Annotated in this window: 18 protein-coding genes; 11 read left to right on the forward strand and 7 right to left on the reverse strand. The window is 66.0% G+C overall.

Annotated elements, in window-relative coordinates; all coding sequences use genetic code 11:
• The first annotated feature begins 46 nt into the window (after positions 1-46).
• The 5 genes from AB843_RS05935 (at position 47) to iolB (ending at position 5875) form a co-directional block, all read left to right on the forward strand.
• The gene (locus AB843_RS05935) at positions 47-1963 is read left to right on the forward strand and encodes a bifunctional 5-dehydro-2-deoxygluconokinase/5-dehydro-2-deoxyphosphogluconate aldolase (protein WP_048645898.1); all 1917 of its coding nucleotides are present in this window, start codon (positions 47-49) and stop codon (positions 1961-1963) included.
• The gene (gene iolD, locus AB843_RS05940; RefSeq protein ID WP_048646110.1) at positions 1960-3786 is read left to right on the forward strand and encodes a 3D-(3,5/4)-trihydroxycyclohexane-1,2-dione acylhydrolase (decyclizing); all 1827 of its coding nucleotides are present in this window, start codon (positions 1960-1962) and stop codon (positions 3784-3786) included. The genes AB843_RS05935 and iolD overlap by 4 nt, the downstream gene beginning before the upstream one ends.
• Complete coding sequence (iolE, locus tag AB843_RS05945; RefSeq protein WP_048645899.1) at positions 3787-4695, forward strand: myo-inosose-2 dehydratase; 909 nt, start codon at positions 3787-3789, stop codon at positions 4693-4695.
• Entirely contained in the window at positions 4692-4880 is a 189-nt protein-coding gene (locus tag AB843_RS05950; RefSeq protein WP_048645900.1) for a hypothetical protein, read from the forward strand. Before iolE ends, AB843_RS05950 begins: the two co-directional genes overlap by 4 nt.
• A 179-nt stretch (positions 4881-5059) precedes the next feature.
• Positions 5060-5875, forward strand: coding sequence for a 5-deoxy-glucuronate isomerase (gene iolB, locus AB843_RS05955; protein WP_048645901.1), 816 nt, complete (start codon positions 5060-5062; stop codon positions 5873-5875).
• A 67-nt stretch (positions 5876-5942) separates the two neighbouring features.
• On the opposite strand, the gene AB843_RS05960 is transcribed toward iolB, so the two are convergent.
• Together AB843_RS05960 and AB843_RS05965 are read right to left on the reverse strand one after the other, a co-directional pair.
• Positions 5943-7163 carry an MFS transporter gene (locus AB843_RS05960; RefSeq protein WP_244467903.1) on the reverse strand — a complete coding sequence of 407 codons (1221 nt, stop codon included), beginning with the start codon at positions 7161-7163 and terminating at the stop codon, positions 5943-5945.
• Between the two features lie 52 nt (positions 7164-7215).
• The gene (locus AB843_RS05965; RefSeq protein WP_048645903.1) at positions 7216-8622 is read right to left on the reverse strand and encodes an amidase; all 1407 of its coding nucleotides are present in this window, start codon (positions 8620-8622) and stop codon (positions 7216-7218) included.
• A gap of 204 nt (positions 8623-8826) precedes the next feature.
• Here AB843_RS05965 and gcvA point away from each other — a divergent pair, with 204 nt between their 5' ends.
• The gene (gene gcvA, locus AB843_RS05970) at positions 8827-9714 is read left to right on the forward strand and encodes a transcriptional regulator GcvA (protein WP_048645904.1); all 888 of its coding nucleotides are present in this window, start codon (positions 8827-8829) and stop codon (positions 9712-9714) included.
• A gap of 110 nt (positions 9715-9824) precedes the next feature.
• Here gcvA and AB843_RS05975 read toward each other — a convergent pair whose 3' ends face one another.
• Complete coding sequence (locus tag AB843_RS05975; RefSeq protein ID WP_048645905.1) at positions 9825-11162, reverse strand: aminotransferase-like domain-containing protein; 1338 nt, start codon at positions 11160-11162, stop codon at positions 9825-9827.
• Positions 11163-11265: 103 nt separating this feature from the next.
• Between AB843_RS05975 and AB843_RS05980 the strand changes: the two genes are divergently transcribed.
• The 5 genes from AB843_RS05980 to AB843_RS06000 all read left to right on the forward strand — a co-directional run bounded on the left by AB843_RS05980 (position 11266) and on the right by AB843_RS06000 (position 16166).
• Positions 11266-12222, forward strand: coding sequence for an ABC transporter substrate-binding protein (locus AB843_RS05980; protein ID WP_048645906.1), 957 nt, complete (start codon positions 11266-11268; stop codon positions 12220-12222).
• 75 nt (positions 12223-12297) lie between these two features.
• Positions 12298-13188 carry an ABC transporter substrate-binding protein gene (locus AB843_RS05985; RefSeq protein WP_048645907.1) on the forward strand — a complete coding sequence of 297 codons (891 nt, stop codon included), beginning with the start codon at positions 12298-12300 and terminating at the stop codon, positions 13186-13188.
• Entirely contained in the window at positions 13185-14126 is a 942-nt protein-coding gene (locus AB843_RS05990) for an amino acid ABC transporter permease (RefSeq protein WP_048645908.1), read from the forward strand. Before AB843_RS05985 ends, AB843_RS05990 begins: the two co-directional genes overlap by 4 nt.
• 5 nt (positions 14127-14131) lie before the next feature.
• On the forward strand, positions 14132-14905 hold the full coding sequence (locus AB843_RS05995) for an amino acid ABC transporter ATP-binding protein (protein ID WP_048645909.1): 774 nt from the start codon (positions 14132-14134) through the stop codon (positions 14903-14905).
• A gap of 79 nt (positions 14906-14984) precedes the next feature.
• A complete protein-coding gene (locus AB843_RS06000) occupies positions 14985-16166 on the forward strand; it encodes a M20 aminoacylase family protein (RefSeq protein WP_048645910.1) in 1182 nt (393 codons plus the stop codon).
• 51 nt (positions 16167-16217) lie between these two features.
• Here the strand turns inward: AB843_RS06000 and AB843_RS06005 are convergent, their stop codons facing one another.
• From AB843_RS06005 to AB843_RS06020, 4 genes are all read right to left on the reverse strand, one after another.
• Positions 16218-17003 (reverse strand): ABC transporter permease, encoded by a 786-nt coding sequence (locus tag AB843_RS06005; protein WP_048645911.1) that lies wholly within the window; start codon positions 17001-17003, stop codon positions 16218-16220.
• Positions 17003-17797, reverse strand: coding sequence for an ABC transporter ATP-binding protein (locus tag AB843_RS06010; RefSeq protein ID WP_048645912.1), 795 nt, complete (start codon positions 17795-17797; stop codon positions 17003-17005). Before AB843_RS06010 ends, AB843_RS06005 begins: the two co-directional genes overlap by 1 nt.
• Positions 17794-18798 carry an ABC transporter substrate-binding protein gene (locus AB843_RS06015; protein WP_244467904.1) on the reverse strand — a complete coding sequence of 335 codons (1005 nt, stop codon included), beginning with the start codon at positions 18796-18798 and terminating at the stop codon, positions 17794-17796. The genes AB843_RS06010 and AB843_RS06015 overlap by 4 nt, the downstream gene beginning before the upstream one ends.
• Before the next feature lie 114 nt (positions 18799-18912).
• The gene (locus tag AB843_RS06020; protein WP_048645913.1) at positions 18913-19743 is read right to left on the reverse strand and encodes an IclR family transcriptional regulator; all 831 of its coding nucleotides are present in this window, start codon (positions 19741-19743) and stop codon (positions 18913-18915) included.
• Positions 19744-19783: the final 40 nt, after the last annotated feature.

Genomic DNA, 19783 nt, shown 5'->3' on the forward strand with positions numbered 1-19783 from the left:
CCACCGCCCTCCATCGAATCCGGCGGAACCCGCGGAGGAGACAGCGATGAAGCCTCTCGACCTGATCACCATCGGCCGCTCCTCGGTCGATCTCTACGGCGCGCAGGTGGGCGGACGGCTCGAGGACATGGGTTCCTTCAACAAGTATATCGGCGGCTCGCCGACCAACATCGCCGCCGGCACGGCGAGGCTGGGGCTGAAGTCGGCGCTCATCACCCGTGTCGGCGACGAGCCGATGGGCCGTTTCATCCGCGAGGAGCTCGAGCGCGAGGGCGTCGATACGCGCGGCGTCGTCACCGACCCGGAGCGGCTGACGGCGCTGGTCCTGCTCGGCATCCGCGACCAGGACCGGTTTCCGCTGATCTTCTACCGCGAGAATTGCGCCGACATGGCGCTGGACGAGGGCGACATCGACGCCGATTTCATCGCCGAGGCGCGCTGCGTCTGCGCGACGGGCACGCATCTGTCGCATCCGCGCACGGAGGCCGCGGTGCTGAAGGCGCTGAGGCTGGCGCGCGGCAACGGCGCGCTGACGGCGCTCGACATCGACTACCGGCCAAACCTGTGGGGGCTGGCCGGCCACGATGCCGGCGACAGCCGCTTCATCGAATCCGGCCGGGTGACGGCCAAGCTGCAGGCGAGCCTGGAACTGTTCGACCTGATCGTCGGCACGGAAGAGGAGTTCCACATCGCCGGCGGCTCGACGAACACGATGGAAGCGCTCGCCGCCGTGCGGGCGCTGAGCGACGCGGTGCTGGTCTGCAAGCGCGGGCCGATGGGCGCTGCGGCCTTTGCCGGCGCCATCCCCGATACGCTCGACGCGGGCGAGGCGGGCGAGGGGTTCCCGATCGAGGTGTTCAACGTACTCGGCGCCGGCGACGGCTTCATGTCGGGACTGCTGAAGGGCTGGCTTTCCGGAGAGGACTGGCCGACGGCGCTGAAATACGCCAATGCCTGCGGCGCCTTCGCCGTTTCGCGGCACGGCTGCGCGCCGGCTTACCCCTCCTGGGAGGAACTGCAATACTTCTTCCGCACCGGCATCCGCACGCCGGCGCTGCGCAAGGATGCGGCGCTGGAGCAGGTGCATTGGGCGACGACAAGGCACGGCGACTGGCCGCAGATGCGCGTCTTCGCCTTCGATCACCGCATGCAGCTCGAGGCCATGGCCGACGCGGCGGGCGCGCCGCATGAGCGCATCGGCGCCTTCAAGGCGCTGTGCCTGGAGGCGGCAAAGCAGGTCGCCGACGGGCGCCCCGGCTACGGCATATTGTGCGATGGGCGGCTGGGGCGCGAGGCGCTCTACCGCGCCTCCGGCTCGGGCCTCTGGATCGGCCGGCCGGTCGAGTGGCCGGGCTCGCGTCCGCTTGTGCTGGAGCCGGAGATCGGCCCGGATTTCGGCGGGCTTGGCGAATGGCCGCTGGAGAACGTCGTCAAGGTGCTGTGTTTCTATCACCCGGACGACGACGACGAAACGAAGGCGCGCCAGGAGGACGTGGTCAAGCGGCTGTTTGCCGCCAGCCGGCGCAACCGGCTGGAGATGCTGCTCGAGATCATTCCCTCGAAGGTCGCCCCGTGCGACGAGCGGACGGCGGCGCGGGTGATCGAGCGGTTCTACGAAATCGGCGTCTATCCGGATTGGTGGAAGCTGGAGCCGATGACGGCGCGCGCCGCCTGGCAGAATGCCTGCGAGGCGATCACGCGCAACGACCCGCATGTGCGCGGCATCGTGGTGCTGGGGCTCGATGCGCCGGCTAAAGAATTGGCGAAGAGTTTCGCGGTTGCGGCGGGCTTCGATCTGGTCAAGGGTTTCGCCGTCGGACGCACGATCTTCGCCGAAGCGGCGAGACAGTGGCTGCGCGGAGAGATGGACGACCGGGCGGCGGTCGCCGACATGGCGGAGCGTTATGCACGGCTGTGCGCAGTATGGGACCGGGCGCGGGCGCGGGAAGGGAAGGCGGCATGAAGACCATCAGACTGACGGCAGCACAAGCGGCGATCCGCTACATCGCCGCGCAGAAGAACGAGGACGGGCTCCCCTTCATCGCCGGCGTCTGGGCGATCTTCGGCCACGGCAACGTGGCCGGCATCGGCGAGGCGCTTCACGCCGAGCGTGCGACGATCGCGACCTATCGCGGCCATAACGAGCAATCGATGGCGCATGCGGCGATCGCCTATGCCAAGCAGCTCGGCCGCCGTCGCGCCATGGCGGTGACCTCGTCCATCGGCCCCGGCGCGACCAACATGGTGACGGCGGCCGCACTCGCCCATGTCAACCGCCTGCCGGTCCTGTTCATGCCGGGCGACGTGTTTGCGGGCCGCGGGCCGGACCCGGTGCTGCAGCAGGTGGAGGACTTTGCCGACGGCACCGTCAGCGCCAATGACTGCTTCCGCCCCGTATCGCGCTATTTCGACCGCATCACGCGGCCCGAGCAGCTTCTGACCGCTCTGCCGCGCGCCTTCCGCGTGATGACCGACCCGGCCGATTGCGGCCCCGTGACGCTGGCCTTCTGCCAGGATGTACAGGCGCAGGCCCATGACTGGCCGGAGGACTTCTTTGCCGAGAAAATCTGGCGCCGGCGCCGGCCTCGGCCCGACGAGGCGGAACTGGCGGCGGTGATAGAGGCGATCCGCGCCGCAAGCCGCCCGGTGATCGTCGCCGGCGGCGGCGTGCATTACGCCGGCGCCTCAGAGGCGCTGAAGGATTTCGTCGAGAAGCACGCGATCCCCGTCGTCGAGACGCAGGCCGGCAAATCGGCGCTGCCCTGGGACCACGCGCTCAATCTCGGCCCGGTCGGCGTGACCGGCGCGTCGAGTGCCAACGCGGTGTGCGCCGAGGCAGACCTGGTCTTCGGCGTCGGCACCCGCTTCCAGGATTTCACCACCGGCTCCTGGGCGCTGTTCCGCAACAAGGCGCGCCGGCTCCTGTCGCTGAATGTGCAGCCCTATGACGGTTACAAGCATGGCGCGCTGCCGCTGGTGGCCGACGCGGTGGTCGGCCTGGAGCTTTTGTCGCATGGCCTTGGCAACTGGCGGGCCGAGGGCGCCGACGCCAGGCTGAAGGCGGATTGGTTCGAGGCGGCAGGTGCCGTCACCGCGCCACCTTCGGCCGACGACAACGCGCTGCCGACCGACATGCAGGTGATCGGCGCCGTACAGCGTGCGGCGCGGGCCGACACGGTGGTGATGTGCGCCGCCGGCACCATGCCGGGCGAATTGCACAAACTGTGGAAGGCCGGCCGGCCGATGAGCTATCACATGGAATACGGCTATTCCTGCATGGGCTACGAGATCGCCGGCGGGCTGGGCATCAAGATGGCCGAGCCCGACCGCGACGTGGTGGTGATGGTCGGCGATGGCTCCTACATGATGATGAATTCGGAGCTTGCGACGGCGGCGATGATGGGGGTGAGGATGACGATCGTCGTCACCGACAATCGCGGCTATGGCTGCATCAACCGGCTGCAGATGGCGACCGGCGGGGCGGAGTTCAACAATCTGCTCGACCACGCGCAACACGTGAATCCATCGCGCATCGATTTCGTCGCGCACGCGGCCTCGATGGGCGCCCAGGCATGCAAGGCGGGCTCCATCGCCGAACTGGAACAGGCGCTGGTCGCGGCGCGCCAGGCCACCGGCCCGTTTGTCGTCGTCATCGACACCGATCCCTATCCGACGACCGGGGCGGGCGGCGCCTGGTGGGACGTCGCCGTGCCGGAAGTGTCGGAGCGCGCCGAAGTGAAGGCCGCGCGGCGGAAATACGAAGCCGCGTTGAAGGAAAGACACTGAATGATCCGCTACGGCACCAATCCCATCGCCTGGTCGAACGACGACGATCGGACCATCGGCGCGCATATCCCGCTCGAACAATGCCTCTCCGAGACGGCCGCTATCGGCTTCGACGGCATCGAGAAGGGGCATAAGATGCCCTCCGACGGGGCCACGCTGAAGGCCATGCTCGCATCCCACGGCCTCGTCTTCGTCTCGGGCTGGCATTCGCTGAACCTGCTCGTCAACGATGTCGAGACCGAGAAGCGGGCGATCCAGCCGCATCTCGACATGCTGAAGGCCAATGGCTGTGCGGTCTGCATCGTCTGCGAGACCTCCAATGCGGTGCATGGCGACGACGCCGTCGCGCTCGCCGATCGGCCGCGCCTGGCGGACGATCGCTGGCCAGAGTTCTGCGCCGGCGTGGAGGCGCTCGCCGAACATTGCGCGGCGCAGGGCATTGCGCTGGTCTATCATCACCACATGGGAACCATCGTCGAGAACCGCACCGAGATCGGTCGGCTGATGGCCGGCACCGGCCCTGCCACGCGGCTGCTGCTCGACACGGGGCATGCCTGGTTCGGCGGCTCGGATCCGGTCGAGCTGGCGCAGGCCTACGGCGAGCGAGTGGGGCATTTCCACGCCAAGAACGTGCGCCCGGCGATCCGCAGCGAGGTGGAGCGGGAGCGCCTGTCGTTCCTCGAAGGGGTGCGGCGCGGGGTGTTCACCGTTCCGGGCGATCCCGAAGGCGGCGTCGCATTCGAGCCCGTGCTCGCGGTGCTGGCCGGCAAGGGCTATGACGGCTGGCTGGTGATCGAGGCCGAGCAGGACCCGACGAAGGCCGATCCGGTCAGGTATCAGTCCATGGGCCTGAAGACGCTGAAGGCGGCGGCGCGGGCGGCCGGGCTCGACCGGGCCGACGCGGCATGACGTTCCTCGACCCCCGCCACCCGTTCTTCCGGCCGCTGTGGCGGCGCGTGGCGGTGGTCGCCGCCTGCCTCGGTTGGGGCCTGTTCGAATTCGCCTCCGGCGCGCCGTTCTGGGGCATCCTGTTCACCGCCGCTGGCGCCTATGCGGCATGGGTTCTGCTGATCGTTTTTGCGCCGGAGGAATAGGGGTGGAGGCAGGCCCCCGCCCCTCATCCGCCTGCCGGCACCTTCTCCCCGTGAACGGGGAGAAGGAAGATGACCGCAACCTGGATGCCTCCCTCTCCCCGCTTGCGGGGAGAGGGTAAGGGTGAGGGGCAGCGCTGGCGCCCGAACCGACTGAACGGAGACGAGCAAAGGAGCGAGCCATGTCCCGCCTGCTGATCAAACCCGCCGGCACGGCCGGAAAGGTGCATGACATCACGCCGCAATCGGCCGGATGGAGTTATGTCGGCTTCGGCCTGTACCGGCTGCGCGCCGGCGAGACGGCAACTGAGGAGACCGGCGATCGCGAGGTGATCCTCGTGCTGGTCGAGGGCAAGGCCGAGATCTCCGGCGCGGGCGAGGATTTCGGCGAGCTGGGCGAGCGCATGAACGTGTTCCAGCGCCTGCCGCCGCACGCGGTCTACATCCCGAACGGAATGCACTGGCAGGCAAAGGCCACCACCGGCTGCACGCTAGCCGTCTGTTCCGCACCGGGCAGGGGCGGACACGCCGCGCAGGTGATCGGCCCCATCGGCATCGGCCTGGAGGAGCGCGGCCAAGGTGCCAACACGCGCTACATCCACAACATCGCCATGGAAGGACGCGACGTGGCCGACAGCCTGCTGGTGACGGAGGTCTATACGCCGCAGGGCAACTGGTCGTCCTACCCGCCGCATCGGCACGACGAGGACGACTTTCCCGACATGACCTATCTCGAGGAGAGCTATTACCATCGGCTCAATCCGGCGCAGGGGTTCGGCTTCCAGCGCGTCTTCACCGAGGACGGCAGCCTCGACGAAACGATGGCCGTGTCGGATCACGACGTGGTGCTGGTGCCGAAGGGGCACCACCCCTGCGGCGCGCCCTATGGCTATGAGATGTACTACCTCAACGTCATGGCCGGCCCCTTGCGCAAATGGCGCTTCAAGAACCATCCCGACCATGACTGGATTTTCCAGCGCGATTCGAAACAGAGATAGACGTTCTCCTGCAACGGCTGAACCTGGGGGCATAAACTCAGGTGATCCCACCCGACTGTAAAATGCCCTAGCCGTTCTCGGCGCGTGATGGCAGCTTTTGCTCGAATCCCTGGACCGGGGCAGGCGAGGCTGCCGTGATCGCCGCAATCGCGGCTGCGAGGAGGTTTGCTGCGACGCTGATGAGGATCGGCAGCGTATAGCTTCGGCTGATGTCGAAGATGAAGCCGGCGGCGCTTGGGCCAACCAGCGTCCCGAATGCCACGCTGGTGTAGAGGATGCCGATGATGCCGCTGACATTGCGTGCGCCGAAGCGTCCCATGACCACGGCCGGCAAAATCGCCACCCAGCCGCCGTAGAAGAGGCCGAACAGAAGGGCGAAGAGGCCCAGCGACCAGAAGCCGGTAGCAACGGCCCAGATTGCTAGCGATGCGGCCATGCCGAAGAACATCGCCAGGAGAAAGGATTGGCGCCCCATGCGATCGGCGAGGCCGCCGAGGACAAACCGGCCGACCGTGCTGCCGACGCCGATCGCCGCGAGCAGGAGAACGGCCGAATACTGATCGAGCCCGTGATTCAGTGCGTATGGCACCAGATGGACGAACGGCACGAAAACGCCGAAAGAGGAGATCAGGCAAGCGGCGTAAAGGCCGATGAACTGTGGCGACCGAACCGCCTCGCCGACCGACGCCCCGGCCCGGACCGCAACCGGCTCATTGGCGTCCAGCGGGTCGCCGTCGGGGCTCGTTCCCTTCTCGCGCGGATCGCTGGATATGAACAGCGACGCGCCCACGCCGATCAGCGTGGCAAGGCCACCCAGGGCCAGGTATGCGTTTCGCCAGCCCAGGGCGTCGATCAGCCATGAGGCAAGCGAGGGCATCACCATCGTTCCCACGCCAATGCCGCTGACCGCGAGGCCGGATGCGAGGCCTCGCCGTTTCACGAACCAGTGTTGAACGGCGCCGATGGCCGGGACGTAGGCGCAGCCCACTCCGAGGCCGACGCCAAGGCCGTAGGCCATGTAGACCTCCAGGATCGAGCGCGCCATGCCGGCCAGCGCAAGGCCGGCCCCCACCAGCAGCATTCCGAGAATGGCCAGGCGGCGTGCGCCCCAGCGGTCGGCGAGCGGCCCGCTGATGACGCCAAGTCCGAAGTACAGGAACCCGGCAAGAGAGAAGACGAGCGACACCGACCCGCGGGAAGCACCGAACTCCTGTTGCAGCGCTTCGACGAACGCGCTGAACGTGTAGGCGCTGCCGAAGCCGACGAAGGTGATGGCGAAGGCGGACATGACGACGACCCAGCCATAGAACAGGCGCTGGGTGGATGAGGCGCAATCCATATCATGCCACCGGATGGTGGCGGTGCCAGTTCGAGACGCTCTGGAAGGCCGCGCCGGCACGAAGCAGCGACGTTTCGCCCAGGTGAGCGGCGGCGAGCTGGAAGCCAATCGGCATGCAGCCGCTGGTAAAGCCGCCGGGCAGTGTGATCGTCGGATGCCCGGACATGTCGAAAGGGCAGGTGTAGCGTTGCAGCATCGCTATGAGTTCCGGCTGTTCGCCAAGCGTCCGGATCGTCTCGAGCGTCGGCGTCGCGAACGGCTGAACCGGCGTCAGCAGCAGATCGATCGAACCGAACAACGCCTCCACATGGCCGCGGAACACCATGCGCCGCAGCAGGATTTCCTGATACTGCGTGCCCGAGACCGCATGCCCGGCCTCGATCACCGAAGCGAGCACGCTGCCATAATGCTCCTTCTGCGCGGGATAGGTGCTTTTGTGCGCAACGGCAGCTTCAACCGCGCAGTTGGTGGTCCAGTCCGCGACGGTTTGAGCGACATCCGGGAACGTGACCTCGACGATCTCGGCGCCAAGTTCGCGGAAGGTCGCCAGAGCACCGTCAAGGACTGCGTGTGTGGCGGGGTCGACGCCGTCGCTGTTCCAGGCCACGTCGATACCGATGCGCAGACCCCGCGCGCCGCCCTTGATCGACATCAGGTAGTTGGGCACGGGATCACGCAACGCCGTCGGATCGCCCGGGTCGCTGCCGGCAATCACACCGAGCATGGCGCCGGCGTCCTTCGCGCTGCGGGTCATCACTCCGACATGGTCCAGCGACGCGGCAAGTTCGCACACGCCGTGGCGACTGACCCGGCCCCAGGTGGGCTTCAGCCCCGTCAGGCCATTGGCCGCCGACGGCCAGCGGATGGAGCCGCCCGTATCGGAAGCGATCGCGCCGTAGCAAAGCCCTGCCGCCGTTGCAACGCCCGAACCGCTGGATGAAATGCCGGTCCAATAATCGCCATTCCAGGGATTGCGCGGCGGCGTCGCGGACGGATGATGGTCGGAATAAGCGCCCTCGCTGAGTTGCAGTTTGCCCAGCAGGACGGCGCCCGCTTCTTTCAGGCGCCGAACGATTGTCGCGTCCTCGGTCGCCACGCCGTCACGGTGGAACGCCATGCCGGCGCCGGTCGCAAAGCCCTTGATCCGGCACAGATCCTTGACCGCTATGGGGACCCCGTGCAGTGGGCCGTGGCAACGACCTTCGGCGATATCCACGTCCGCCGCTTCGGCTTGGGCGAGGGCAGCATCGGTCATCACCAGGGTGTAGCTATGCAGGGTGCTATCCAGCGAGGCGATCCTTTCAAGCTGGGCGCGCGTCACGTCCAGCGAGGAGATGTCGCGAGCGCGAATAAGCGCCGCGACCTCCGTAAGCTCGCGATAATGCAGGTCGTCGCCTTTGGTCGTCATTCTTGCTCTCCGGCAATGGAAGCCAGACGCCATCGATAGCGACGGCGCGGTCAATTTGCTTTTAATTTAGAAATGCTGATTCAAAATCTGCTTTCGATGGTGCCCGAGAATCCTGTCTTGAGCGTATGGAAAGCAGTTAGTCACCGAATTTTCCTGGAGCGCAAACTGGAATTTCTACGCAAAACAAGTTAGTTTATCTAAATAATGAATCATAAGGTCCCGCCACTCAATGCGCTCAGGGCTTTTGAGGCCGCAGCACGCCATCTTTCCGTAAAGAGAGCGGCGGAGGAACTGTGCGTCACCCCCGGCGCCGTCAGCCAGATGCTCAAGATTCTCGAGGAGCATCTGGGGGTGAAGCTGTTCGAGCGGGTGAACCGGGGTATTTTCCTGACCGAAACGGGGCGCGCCTATCTTCCGCCCGTGCGAAACGCCTTTCGCCAGATTTCCGACGCCTCGCAGCGGGTGGCGGCTGTCGCCGGCGCCGGCGTGCTGACCGTCAGCGTCACCCCCTTTTTTGCTTCGGCCTGGCTGGTTCCGCGCCTGAAGTCGTTCCAGGAAGCCCATCCGGATATCGATCTTCAGGTGGTTACGGGCAATGCGCTGGTGGATTTCCACCGCGACGGTGTCGATGTCGCGGTGCGCCACGGCGTCGGGCGATATCCTGGCTTGCACAGCCACCGGGTCGTCGCCGTCGAGATGGTGCCGGTCGCCGCCCCTTCGGTCGTCGGGCGCCTGGGTCGCCCGCAAGCGCCGGCCGAACTGGTCGACTGGCCGCATGTCCACGATGCCGACCGCAAGGGCTGGAGTCTCTGGTTCCAGGCCCAGGGTGTCGATGATTTCGGCCGGCCGCGAGGGCCGTCCTTTGGCGATTCCGGCCTGCTTCTGATGGCCGTGCAATCGGGCCAGGGCGCCGGTCTGCTCCCGGCCGCAATGGTGGCGCTCGACGTGAAGGAAGGGCGGCTTACCAAACTCGCGGACGCCGTCCATATGGAAACGTTCGCCTATTACTTGGTTTACCCGAAAGCGAGCCATGACCGTCCGAGCATAGCGGCATTCAGGGACTGGATCCTCGATGAGGCCGCGAAAAGTTGAAGTCATGGCGATTGTCGGTGCGAATGCATGACGCAACGGCAAGGAGCGAACCGCGCCCGGACATCCGCCCGACCGAAATTGGCGCTGGCGCCGTTGTTTTCCGGCTTTCTCTAGGCGCTATAGATTTCGGCGCTCGCCAGCATCAAGGCATCGGCGACCTCGTCATACGACTGGTCGAGGGTGGCGGTCGCAACGCGGATGTGGCGGCTGGGCAGGATTGAGAACTTGGCTCCCGGGTTGACGGCGATGTTCCTGGCCGCCAGCGTGACCATGGCGAAGGGCTCCGAGGCGACGGGCACCCAGGCGCACAAGCCGCCACCCGGGCCGATGTCGATCCCCCGGTTGAGCAGCGCCGCCGCGAGACGGTCGCGGCGCTCCTGGTAGATCGAGCGGGCACGAGCGACGTCGGCGCGTGTCGCCGTGTCGTTGAGCAGCCAGGCGCCCGCCGCCTGCAGGATGCGGCTGGTCCATCCGGCGCTGAAGCTGCGGTAGGACTGGATCTGCTCGACAATCGCCGCCGTGCTCGAAAGGACGGCAAGGCGAAGATCGGGGCCCAGCGTCTTGGACAGGGAATGGACGTGGATGGTGCGGTCGGGAAAGCGGCCGCCAAGGCTCTGCGGCGGGGCAGGGGAAATGTCGCCCGCGCCGTCATCCTCGATGATCAGCGTGTCGCAATCGGCAAGCAGATGGCCGAGTGCGGCCAGCCGCGCGGGCGATACCGTTCGCCCGGTCACCGAGTGGAGGCGCGGCTGCAGCAGGAACGCCGCCGGACGAAGGAGCATCGCCTCGGCCAGGGAAGCGGGCAAGGGCCCCTCCGCGTCGCAGAGAACCGGCACGATGTTGACCCCGCGGTCTTCCAGGATGTCGAGGAGGCGCATGGCGGTCGGATGTTCGATGGCCACCGTCGATCCCGGCAGGACGAGCGCGTGCAGGACCGCATAGACGGCATTGTAACCGCCATTCGTCGCCAGGAAGGCTTCCGCCTGATAGGGCCAGTCGCGCCGCACGGCGCTCTCGAACTCCGGGATGATGCGGCTGCGCTTGTAGCTGTTCAGCCCTTCCGCCGAAATGCCGTGGGCAAACGCCTTGTCGAGCGCCGGCAGCAGGCGGGGGTCTGGCGCCGCCAGCGTCAGGTCGAGCACGTCGTCGCCATAGTCGCCGGCGCTGGCCAGCCGCTCCGGCTTGGCGATGAAGCGGTCGCCCGTCACCCAGGTGCCGTTGCGGCCGCGGCCGCTGAGGATTTTCTGGCGGCGAAGCTCGCTCCAGGCTTCCGAGATGGTGGCCGGGCTCACTCCCATTTCAAAGGCGATGTCGCGGATCGACGGCAGCCGGGTGCCGACCGGCAGGCGACCGGAGCGGATCAGGGCGCTTGTTTCGATTGCGATGCCCCGGGTCGACGTGTCGCCAATCCGCTGCGCGAACCATTTTCCAGTGATGCCGTCGTTCATCCAGATGCCATCTTTTAAATGTTCAGTAACATAATAGCATTTGTACCGTATTAATTGAACATTTAACGTCCGGCCACCAGACATTTTTTTGGATTGCCGGATAATGAAGCTCAGCCTCCGTCTCGCCCTTCGCGATTGGGATTATATGACGCCGCTCGTGCTGGGTGAGGTGACCTCCTCGACGCTGGATGTGAAGGTGGATCGCGTCGGCACGCTGGTGCCGAACGTCGCGGCGAGCGACGTCTACGATGCTGCTGAGACGTCGTTCAGCCGCTATGCCCAGCTTCGCCATGACGGCGACGAAAGCATTGTCGGCATCCCGAATTTCATCATGCGCGGTTTCCGCCATCGCTGCATCATCACCCGCAAGGACAGTTCGATCCACAGGCTCGCCGATCTCAAGGGAAAGAAGATCGGCGTTACCGGCTGGCGGGATTCCGGCAACACCTGGACGCGCGCGGCGCTGCGGCGCGAGGGCGTCGGCGTCGAGGACGCCAGATGGTATGCCGGCCGGCTGACAGAGGCGCATCCGATCGCCGACCGGCTCGACGGCTTCGGCCGTCCGGGGCGCATCGAGGCCTGCCCCGGCGAGCGCCCGATGGTTGAGTTGCTGCTCGATGGCGGCCTGGATGTGGTCCTTACACCCTTCATGCCGAACGGGTTCTTCGACGCCGGCTCGCCGTTCCGCCAGGTGATCGAGGATTTCCGTGCCGCCGAGGTCGCCTATTTCAACGACGTCGGCTATGTGCCGGGCATGCATCTGATCGGCATCAAGGCCGGGATCGCCAACGCGCATCCCTGGGTGATGGACGAACTCAGCCGGATGATCGGCGAGGCGCAGCGCATCTGGCTCGAAAAGCGCGAGAAATACGCCGACACCACGCCGTGGATGATCGACGAGTTGCGCCGCTGCGCCGCCGACCTGCCGCGAAACTGGAATGACCATGGCTTTGCGGCGAACGAGAAGATGATCGGCGATTTCGCCGAGGAGCTGTACGCGCAGAGCATCCTGCCGCGCCGTCTCGCGGCGGCGGATCTTTTCCCGGGGCAGGCGGCCTGACGGTCCCGCCGCCTCGACCATCGCCGGCCCTTGCGGCCGGTCCAGACCACAGCAAGACCAAAAGGGGAATATCGCATGAAACTGAAAATCTTCGCTTCAACGGCGCTCGCCGCCCTCGTTCTCTGCGGCGTGGCCAAGGCGCAGGATGCAGCGCTTCCGGCGCTGGAAAAGGACGAGGCCCTGCACGCGCGGCTGCCGGAAGGCATCCGCACGGCGGGCAAGATGATCTCGGTCAACAACGGCTCGTTCCCGCCCTATGAAATCGTCACCGGCACGGAGATGACGGGCGCCAGCGCCGATCTCACCCATGCCTTGGGACAGGTGCTCGGCGTGACGATCGAGCACGAGACGGTCGGCGGACTGCCGGCGCTGCTCGCCGGCGTCAACTCCGGCCGCTACCAGTTCGCCTTCGGCCCGGTCGGCGATTTCAAGAGCCGCGAGGAGGCCAATGATTTCGTCGACTGGGTGCAGGAATACGTCGTCTTCGCCGTGCAGAACGGCAACCCGAAAGCCATTGTCTCGCTCGACACCGCCTGCGGCAACCGCATCGCGGTCATGGCCGGCGGCTCGGCCGAGCGCGTGATCAAGGCGCAGGACGAGAAGTGTCAGGCCGACGGCAAGGCGGCGATCGAGGTCCAGTCCTACACCGACCAGCCAAGCTCGATTCTTTCGGTACGCTCGAAGCGGGCCGATGCCTTCTTCTCCTCGCAGGCTCCGCTCACCTATTTCGTCAGCCAGGCCAACGGCCAGCTCGAACTGTCCGGCGTCGGCGAGAAGAACGGCTTCGACAATCTGTTCCAGGGCGCCGTCGTGCCGAAGGGCTCGCCGCTTGCCGAGATTCTCAAGGACGGCATCCAGGTCCTGATGGACAACGGGGCCTATGCTGCCATCATGAAGAAATGGGGCCTTGAGAACAACATGCTCGAGGAGCCCGGGATCAATCTGGGCGGGTCGCTTCCGAAATGAGCACGCAACACACCACCGACGTGTCGCCTTCCGGCGACGCGTCCGTCCGCGACGTCGCCAACGCGCACACGCCGTTCCGCTATGACCGGCTGATCCTGTGGCTTGCCGTCGGCGCGGTCGTCGCCAACTTCGCCTGGATCGTCGCCAACAACGAGAATTTCGGCTGGCCCGTGGTCCGGCAGTATTTCTTCGATCCGACGGTGATGCAGGGTCTGTATGTGAGCCTCGGGCTGACGGTCGTCGCCATGGTGCTGGGCATCGCGCTCGGCCTTGTCCTGGCGGTTGCCCGCATGTCGACCGACCGGCTGGCCAGCACGCTGTCGGCCTGGTTCGTCTGGTTCTTCCGCGGCACGCCGCTGCTGGTTCAGCTCATCTTCTGGTACAATATGTCGACGCTCTTTCCGGTGCTGTCGATCTCCATTCCCTTCGGCCCGACGCTGGCCAGTTGGGAGACCAATTCCGTCATCACGCCGATGACGGCCGCCATTGCCGGCCTCGCCCTGAACGAGGCGGCCTACATGGCTGAAATCATTCGTGGCGGCCTGCTGTCCGTCGACCGGGGCCAGGGCGAAACGGCGGAAGCCTTCGGCATGACCCGCGCACGGTCCCTGTGGCGCGTCATCATTCCGCAAGCCATGCGTTCGATCGTGCCGCCGACCGGCAACCAGCTGATCAGCATGATCAAGGCGACCTCGCTGGTCAGCGTGATCGCCATGGCCGATCTCCTCTACTCGGTCCAGTCGATCTACAATCGCACCTTCGAGATCATCCCGATGCTGATGGTCGCGGTGATCTGGTACCTGCTGATCACGTCTATCCTGAATGTCGGCCAGGGCTATATCGAGCGCTACTACAGCCGCGGCGACCGCCGCACGGGCAACGACGGGCCGGCTGAAAAGCCGGCGGCCACGGCTCTGGCCGAGGAGGCAAGCCATTGACCGCGATGAACGCAACGACCGAACCGCTCGTCAAGGCGCGCAACGTTCACAAGGCCTACGAAAGCCTCGAAGTGCTGAAGGGCATCGATCTCGATGTGATGCCCGGCGAAGTGGTCGTCATTCTGGGGCCGTCGGGCTCCGGCAAATCGACCTTCCTGCGCTGCATCAACCATCTCGAGGCGATCGGCCGCGGCTCGATCATGGTCGGCGGAGAGCAGATCGGCTACCGGCTGAAGGGGGACCGGCTGGTCAAGCTGTCGGCCAACGCGATCGCCCGGCAGCGCAGCAGGATCGGCATGGTGTTCCAGCAGTTCAACCTCTATCCGCACATGACGGTGCTGCAGAACATCATCGAGGCGCCGGTCGGCGTGCATGGCGAAAACCGTGCGGCCGCCATCGAAAACGCCGAGCGGCTGCTGGCCCGGGTCGGACTTTCCGACAAGGTGCACAGCTATCCGCGCCAGCTTTCCGGCGGCCAGCAGCAGCGGGTGGCGATCGCCCGCGCCCTGGCGATCCGGCCGCAACTGATGCTGTTCGACGAGCCGACATCGGCGCTCGATCCGGAACTGGTCGGCGAGGTGCTCAACACCATGCGCGACCTGGCCGAGCAGGGGCTGACCATGATCGTCGTCACCCACGAGATCAGCTTTGCCCGCGAAGCCGCCGACCGGGTCGTCTTCATGGATGACGGCCACATCGTCGAGCAGGGCAAGCCCGACGACGTGCTCGGCAACCCCCAGCACCCCAGAACGAAAGCCTTTCTCGCGCGCTTTCTCTGAGCCGGCGCCAGCGCCTGCTCATCAGGCCGGCCGCAATGGCCGGCCCGTGCCCTCTGTCTCGTCATTCACGGATTTTGCCATGCTCCAGGACAACGCCTTCGCCAGTGTTTCTGACTTTGACGACAGGAAGGAGGAGCTTGTCGCCGTTCGGCGCCATCTGCATGCGCATCCCGAACTGTCGCATCAGGAGGAGAAGACGGCCCGCTATGTCGCCGACAAGCTGAAAGCCTGGGGCTACGAAGTGACGGAGGGCGTGGGCGGCTATGGTGTCGTTGCAACGCTCACCGTCGGCGAGGGAGGCCGTGGCATCGCCATTCGCGCCGACATGGATGCGCTGCCGATTACGGAAGAGACGGGGCTTGCCCACACCAGCACGAACCTCGGCGTGATGCATGCCTGCGGCCATGACGGGCACACGACGATCCTTTTGGGCGCCGCCGAGCATCTGGCGCGCACGCGCCGTTTCAACGGCACCGTGACCCTCATCTTCCAGCCGGCGGAGGAGGCGGGTCTCACCAGCGGCGCGCAGCGCATGATCGCCGATGGTCTGTTCGAGCGGTTCCCCTTCGACGTGATCTACGGCCTGCACAATCATCCAGGCGCCCCCGAGGGGACGCTGTTGATGCGCGCCGGCCCGATGATGGCCGCCGCCGACACGGTGGAAATCACCATCCAGGGCAAGGGCGGCCACGCCTCGCGGCCCCATCTGGCGGTCGATCCCATCGCCGTCGCCTGCAATCTCGTCATGTCCTTGCAGACGGTCGTCTCGCGCAGCATCGACCCCACCCAGACTGCCGTCGTGACGGTCGGCACGATCCACGCCGGCGAGGCGAGCAACGTTATTCCCGAGTATGCGAAGCTGGCGATCAGCGCCCGTTCCTTCGATCCAGAGGTCAGGCGCATGCTCGAGGAGCGCATCACGGCGCTGACGAGGTCGGTCGTGGAAGGGTATGGCGCGACCGTCGAGATCGACTACCAGCACGGCTATCCCGTGGTGGTCAATTCCGAGGCGGAGACGGCGTTTGCCCGTCAAGTGGCCGAAGAACTCGTCGGCGCCGACAGGGTCTCGACCTGCAATCTCATCCCCGGCAGCGAGGATTTCGCCTATTTCCTCGAACACAAGCCCGGCGCCTTCCTGAGGCTCGGCAACGGGGTGGATTCGGCGATGCTGCACAACCCCCATTACGACTTCGCCGACGACAGCCTGCCGGTCGGGGCGGCAATGTGGGCGCGCCTGGCCGAGCGCTACCTGAAGCTTTGAGCGGCTTCGGCGCGCCGGCGCCGCCATCGCATTGGCGGAGCCGGCCGTGGTCTACGCTTCCCGCGCCTTGCTCGCCACCGAGGCGTGCCAGGGTGTCAGCCAGCCGCGCAACTGGGCGATCAGCGTGTAGAGCGTCAGGCCGATCAGCGTCAGAAGGACGATGACGGCGAACAGGCCCGGCACCTGCAGCTCCTGCAGCATGGCGACGGCGAGATAGCCGAGGCCCTCATTGCCGCCGATGAACTCGCCGACGATGGCGCCGATCATCGACATGACGACGGCCACCTCCATGCCGGCCAGCACGACGGGCAGCGCCGTCGGCAGGTCGAGCATGGTGAAGCGCTGCACGGGGTTCGCCTGCAGCATGGTGAAGACGTCGCGGTCGCCGGGCTCGACGGAGCGGAAGGCGACCAGCGCGTTCGAGAACACCGGGAAGAAGGCAAGCGCGGCGGCGATGACGATCTTCGATTCCAGTCCGAAGCCGAACCACAGGATGAACAGTGGCGCCAGCGCGATCTTGGGAATGAGCTGCAGGCAGACGATGAACGGCTTGAATGCCCATTCGAGCATCTGCACGCGGGCCATCGCCATGCCGAGCGTGATGCCCAGGAAGACGGCGATGAGGAAGCCGGAGACGGCCTCGATCACCGTGACCAGCGCATGGCGCCAGACCTCGGCGTCGCTGACCAGTTCGATGAACGCGGCGACGATCTGCAGCGGCGTCGGCAGGATGAAGGCCGAGACCTCGGCGGTGTGCACATAGGCCGTCCAGGCGAGCAGGAAGGCGGCGACGGTCGCGGTCGGCAGCGCGATGCGGAAGAAATTGTCGGTGCGCATCAATGGCCTCCTGTCAGGCTGGCGCGCAGGCGCACGAGCATGTCCTGGAATTCGGGATTGCGTTGCAGGTCGAGCGTGCGGGGACGCGCGAACGGCATCTCGATGACCTCCGTGATGCGCGCCGGCCGCGCCGCCAGCACCACGACGCGGTCCGACAGGAACGCCGCTTCGGTGATCGAGTGGGTGACGAGGATGGTCGTCACGTTCGCCTCGGCGCAGACGGACATCAATTCGAGGTTGAGCGTATCGCGCGTCATCGCGTCGAGCGCGCCGAAGGGCTCGTCGAGCAGCAGGACCTGCGGCTCGGTGATCAGTGCCCGGGCCAGCGAGGCGCGCTGGCGCATGCCGCCGGAAAGCGACGACGGCCGCATCCTCTCGAAACCCTTCAGGCCGACGGTTTCGCACAGCGCATGGGCGCGCGCCTCCCGCTCGGCCTTCTTGACGCCGCGCAGGCGCAGCGGCAAGGCGACGTTTTCCGCCACGGTGAACCAGGGAAACAGGCGCGCCTCCTGGAACATCATGGAAACCGGGCGTGTGGCTTCCACCGACCGTTTGCCGCCGCTCCAGACCGAGCGGCCGCGCACGATGACCCCGCCCTCGCTCGGCCGTTCCAGGCCGGCGATGATGCGCAACAGCGTGGTCTTTCCACAGCCGGAAGGACCGAGCAGGGAGATGAAATCGCCACGCTGCATGTCGAGCGTTGCATCACCGATGGCGCGGACGGCGTTTTCACCCTGGCCGAAGGTCTTGCCGACACCCGCAAGGCGGATGTCGGCGACAGTGTCCATCTTCATGCTTTCAGGGCCTGGTCGAGCAGGTCGTTGGTGTAGAGGTCGGTTGCAGGCACCGTCTTGTCGATCAGCTTGGCGCCGGCGAGCAGGCCGACGGCGCGCTCCCAGACTTCCGGGACGTTGCGCAGGATGTTTTCCTCGCCCTTGGAGGCCCAGTTCTGTGCGTTGGCGCGCAGGTCTTTCTGAGCCGTTTCGGGGTTCTTCAGACCCGATACGTCGTGCTTCTCGCCGATGGTCTTGAGGATCGGCATCAGGTCTTCCGCGCCGACGATCTCCTTGGCGGCGCGGTGCGTGGCGCGCAGGAAGGAGACGAACTTGTCGGGGTTCTCGGCGATCTGGTCGGGACGGGCGACATAGACCTGGCCGGGCATGCCGTCATCGATGGGCATGACCGCCACGTCGTCGCGCGCAGCACTTGCGATGACCATCGACGACGTGTTGCCGAGGAAAGCGCCGGCACGGCCGGCCTCGATCAGCGCGAAGGAGGCGGCGGAATCGGCCACCTTGACCTTGTTGACCTTGTCCGGCGATGCGCCGGCGCCGGTCATCATCAGGTCCAGCGTGCCTTCCATCGAGCCGCCCAGCGTCGCCATGCCGACGGTGCGGTTCTCCAGGTCGGCAATCGTCTTCACCGGGTTTTCCGTGGAGGAGAGCACGTAGAAGGGCGACATCTGGGCGATGGTGGCGATCGAGGTCAGCGGCGCATCGTTGTTGACGCGCGAGACGATGTAGTTGGTGCCGCCGGTGCGGCCGGAATCCATCTGCTTGGCGATCGTCATCTGCGCGGCGAGCGCCGCGCCCTTGCCGGCCTGCAGGTTCATCTCCAGGCCCTCGTCGGCGTAGTAGCCGGCGGCATCCGCATAGATGACCGGCGCGAAGGCCAGCGAGAAGGTGAACGGCGTGATGAAATTGAATGCGGCCTGCGCCCGTCCCTTGACCGGGAAAGACAGCAACGCCGCGCTCCCCATTGCACCCAGCATCAGGCTTCGCCTAGTCAGTTCCACGCATCATACTCCTGTTCAAATTTGAACCCATTGTTCATTAAATCTAAGCGTAAATTGCCGCTCGTTGCAAGAGCGGCCCCAATTATGCGGCTTTTTCGCATTTCCGGCCGGGTTTCAGGCGCTCGCTCCATCCCCGGAGGATGGCTTCGGCAGGCCACCCAGCAGCCGCGTGATGGCGGCGGCGGTGCGCGCCACCTCCCGCCGCACGCCGGCCTCGATGCTGTCGATCCGGTCGGCGGAGGCCGCCTGGGTGACGTTGATGGCGGCCACCACATTGCCCTCGATGTCGCGCACCGGTGCGGCGATGCTGGCAATCCCCGTTTCGAAATTGCCGATCTGGACGATGGCTTGCGCATCACGGTCGCGGTGCCATTGCGAGATGAGCTCGCTCAGGCTGCGCGGCGTTTGCCCGGGCGCGTTCTGGTAGGTTTCATCACGATAGAGCCGCACCAGATCGTCCTCGCTGAGATCGGCGAGAAGCACGCGGCCCATCGTCGTTCCGGCGGCCGGCAGGCGGCTGCCGACATGGACGATGCTGGCCAGGCCCATATGGCTGGGGACGCGCAGCATGTAGAGCACGAAGCGGCCGTCGCGCACGCCCAGATGCGCCGACCAGTCGGTGGCGTCGCGCAGCTTCTCAAGCTCGGGCAGGGCGATCTCCACCAGCTCGCGCGTCGCCAGATAGCCGTAGCCAAGCCGCAGCACCGCCGGCCCGAGCGTGTAGCGCGCGGTTTGCGGATTGTGCAGGAGATATCCCTGCTGCGCCAGCGTGTAGACCGTGCGGAAGGCTGCCGACCGCGTCGTGCCGAGGCGTCGCGCCACATCGGACAATGTCATCTCGCGGTTTTCCGGCGTGAAGGATTGCAGAACCTGCAGACCGCGGATCAGGCCGGGGACGAGGTATTTGTCGTCGGATTGGCTCGGAAGGGGTGGTGTTTTGTCCATAAAACGCTGTCTAGCAGGTAAAACATCGTTGATCTAGCCT

It is taken from the genome of Nitratireductor soli, assembly GCF_001050155.1.
Lineage (GTDB): Bacteria > Pseudomonadota > Alphaproteobacteria > Rhizobiales > Rhizobiaceae > Nitratireductor > Nitratireductor soli.

Coding starts and splice junctions, on each gene's coding strand:
- AB843_RS05935 (WP_048645898.1), top strand. CDS start 47: ATGAAGCCTCTCGACCTGATCACCATCGGCCGCTCCTCGGTCGATCTC.
- iolD (WP_048646110.1), top strand. CDS start 1,960: ATGAAGACCATCAGACTGACGGCAGCACAAGCGGCGATCCGCTACATC.
- iolE (WP_048645899.1), top strand. CDS start 3,787: ATGATCCGCTACGGCACCAATCCCATCGCCTGGTCGAACGACGACGAT.
- AB843_RS05950 (WP_048645900.1), top strand. CDS start 4,692: ATGACGTTCCTCGACCCCCGCCACCCGTTCTTCCGGCCGCTGTGGCGG.
- iolB (WP_048645901.1), top strand. CDS start 5,060: ATGTCCCGCCTGCTGATCAAACCCGCCGGCACGGCCGGAAAGGTGCAT.
- AB843_RS05960 (WP_244467903.1), bottom strand. CDS start 7,163: ATGTCCGCCTTCGCCATCACCTTCGTCGGCTTCGGCAGCGCCTACACG.
- AB843_RS05965 (WP_048645903.1), bottom strand. CDS start 8,622: ATGACGACCAAAGGCGACGACCTGCATTATCGCGAGCTTACGGAGGTC.
- gcvA (WP_048645904.1), top strand. CDS start 8,827: ATGAATCATAAGGTCCCGCCACTCAATGCGCTCAGGGCTTTTGAGGCC.
- AB843_RS05975 (WP_048645905.1), bottom strand. CDS start 11,162: ATGAACGACGGCATCACTGGAAAATGGTTCGCGCAGCGGATTGGCGAC.
- AB843_RS05980 (WP_048645906.1), top strand. CDS start 11,266: ATGAAGCTCAGCCTCCGTCTCGCCCTTCGCGATTGGGATTATATGACG.
- AB843_RS05985 (WP_048645907.1), top strand. CDS start 12,298: ATGAAACTGAAAATCTTCGCTTCAACGGCGCTCGCCGCCCTCGTTCTC.
- AB843_RS05990 (WP_048645908.1), top strand. CDS start 13,185: ATGAGCACGCAACACACCACCGACGTGTCGCCTTCCGGCGACGCGTCC.
- AB843_RS05995 (WP_048645909.1), top strand. CDS start 14,132: ATGAACGCAACGACCGAACCGCTCGTCAAGGCGCGCAACGTTCACAAG.
- AB843_RS06000 (WP_048645910.1), top strand. CDS start 14,985: ATGCTCCAGGACAACGCCTTCGCCAGTGTTTCTGACTTTGACGACAGG.
- AB843_RS06005 (WP_048645911.1), bottom strand. CDS start 17,003: ATGCGCACCGACAATTTCTTCCGCATCGCGCTGCCGACCGCGACCGTC.
- AB843_RS06010 (WP_048645912.1), bottom strand. CDS start 17,797: ATGAAGATGGACACTGTCGCCGACATCCGCCTTGCGGGTGTCGGCAAG.
- AB843_RS06020 (WP_048645913.1), bottom strand. CDS start 19,743: ATGGACAAAACACCACCCCTTCCGAGCCAATCCGACGACAAATACCTC.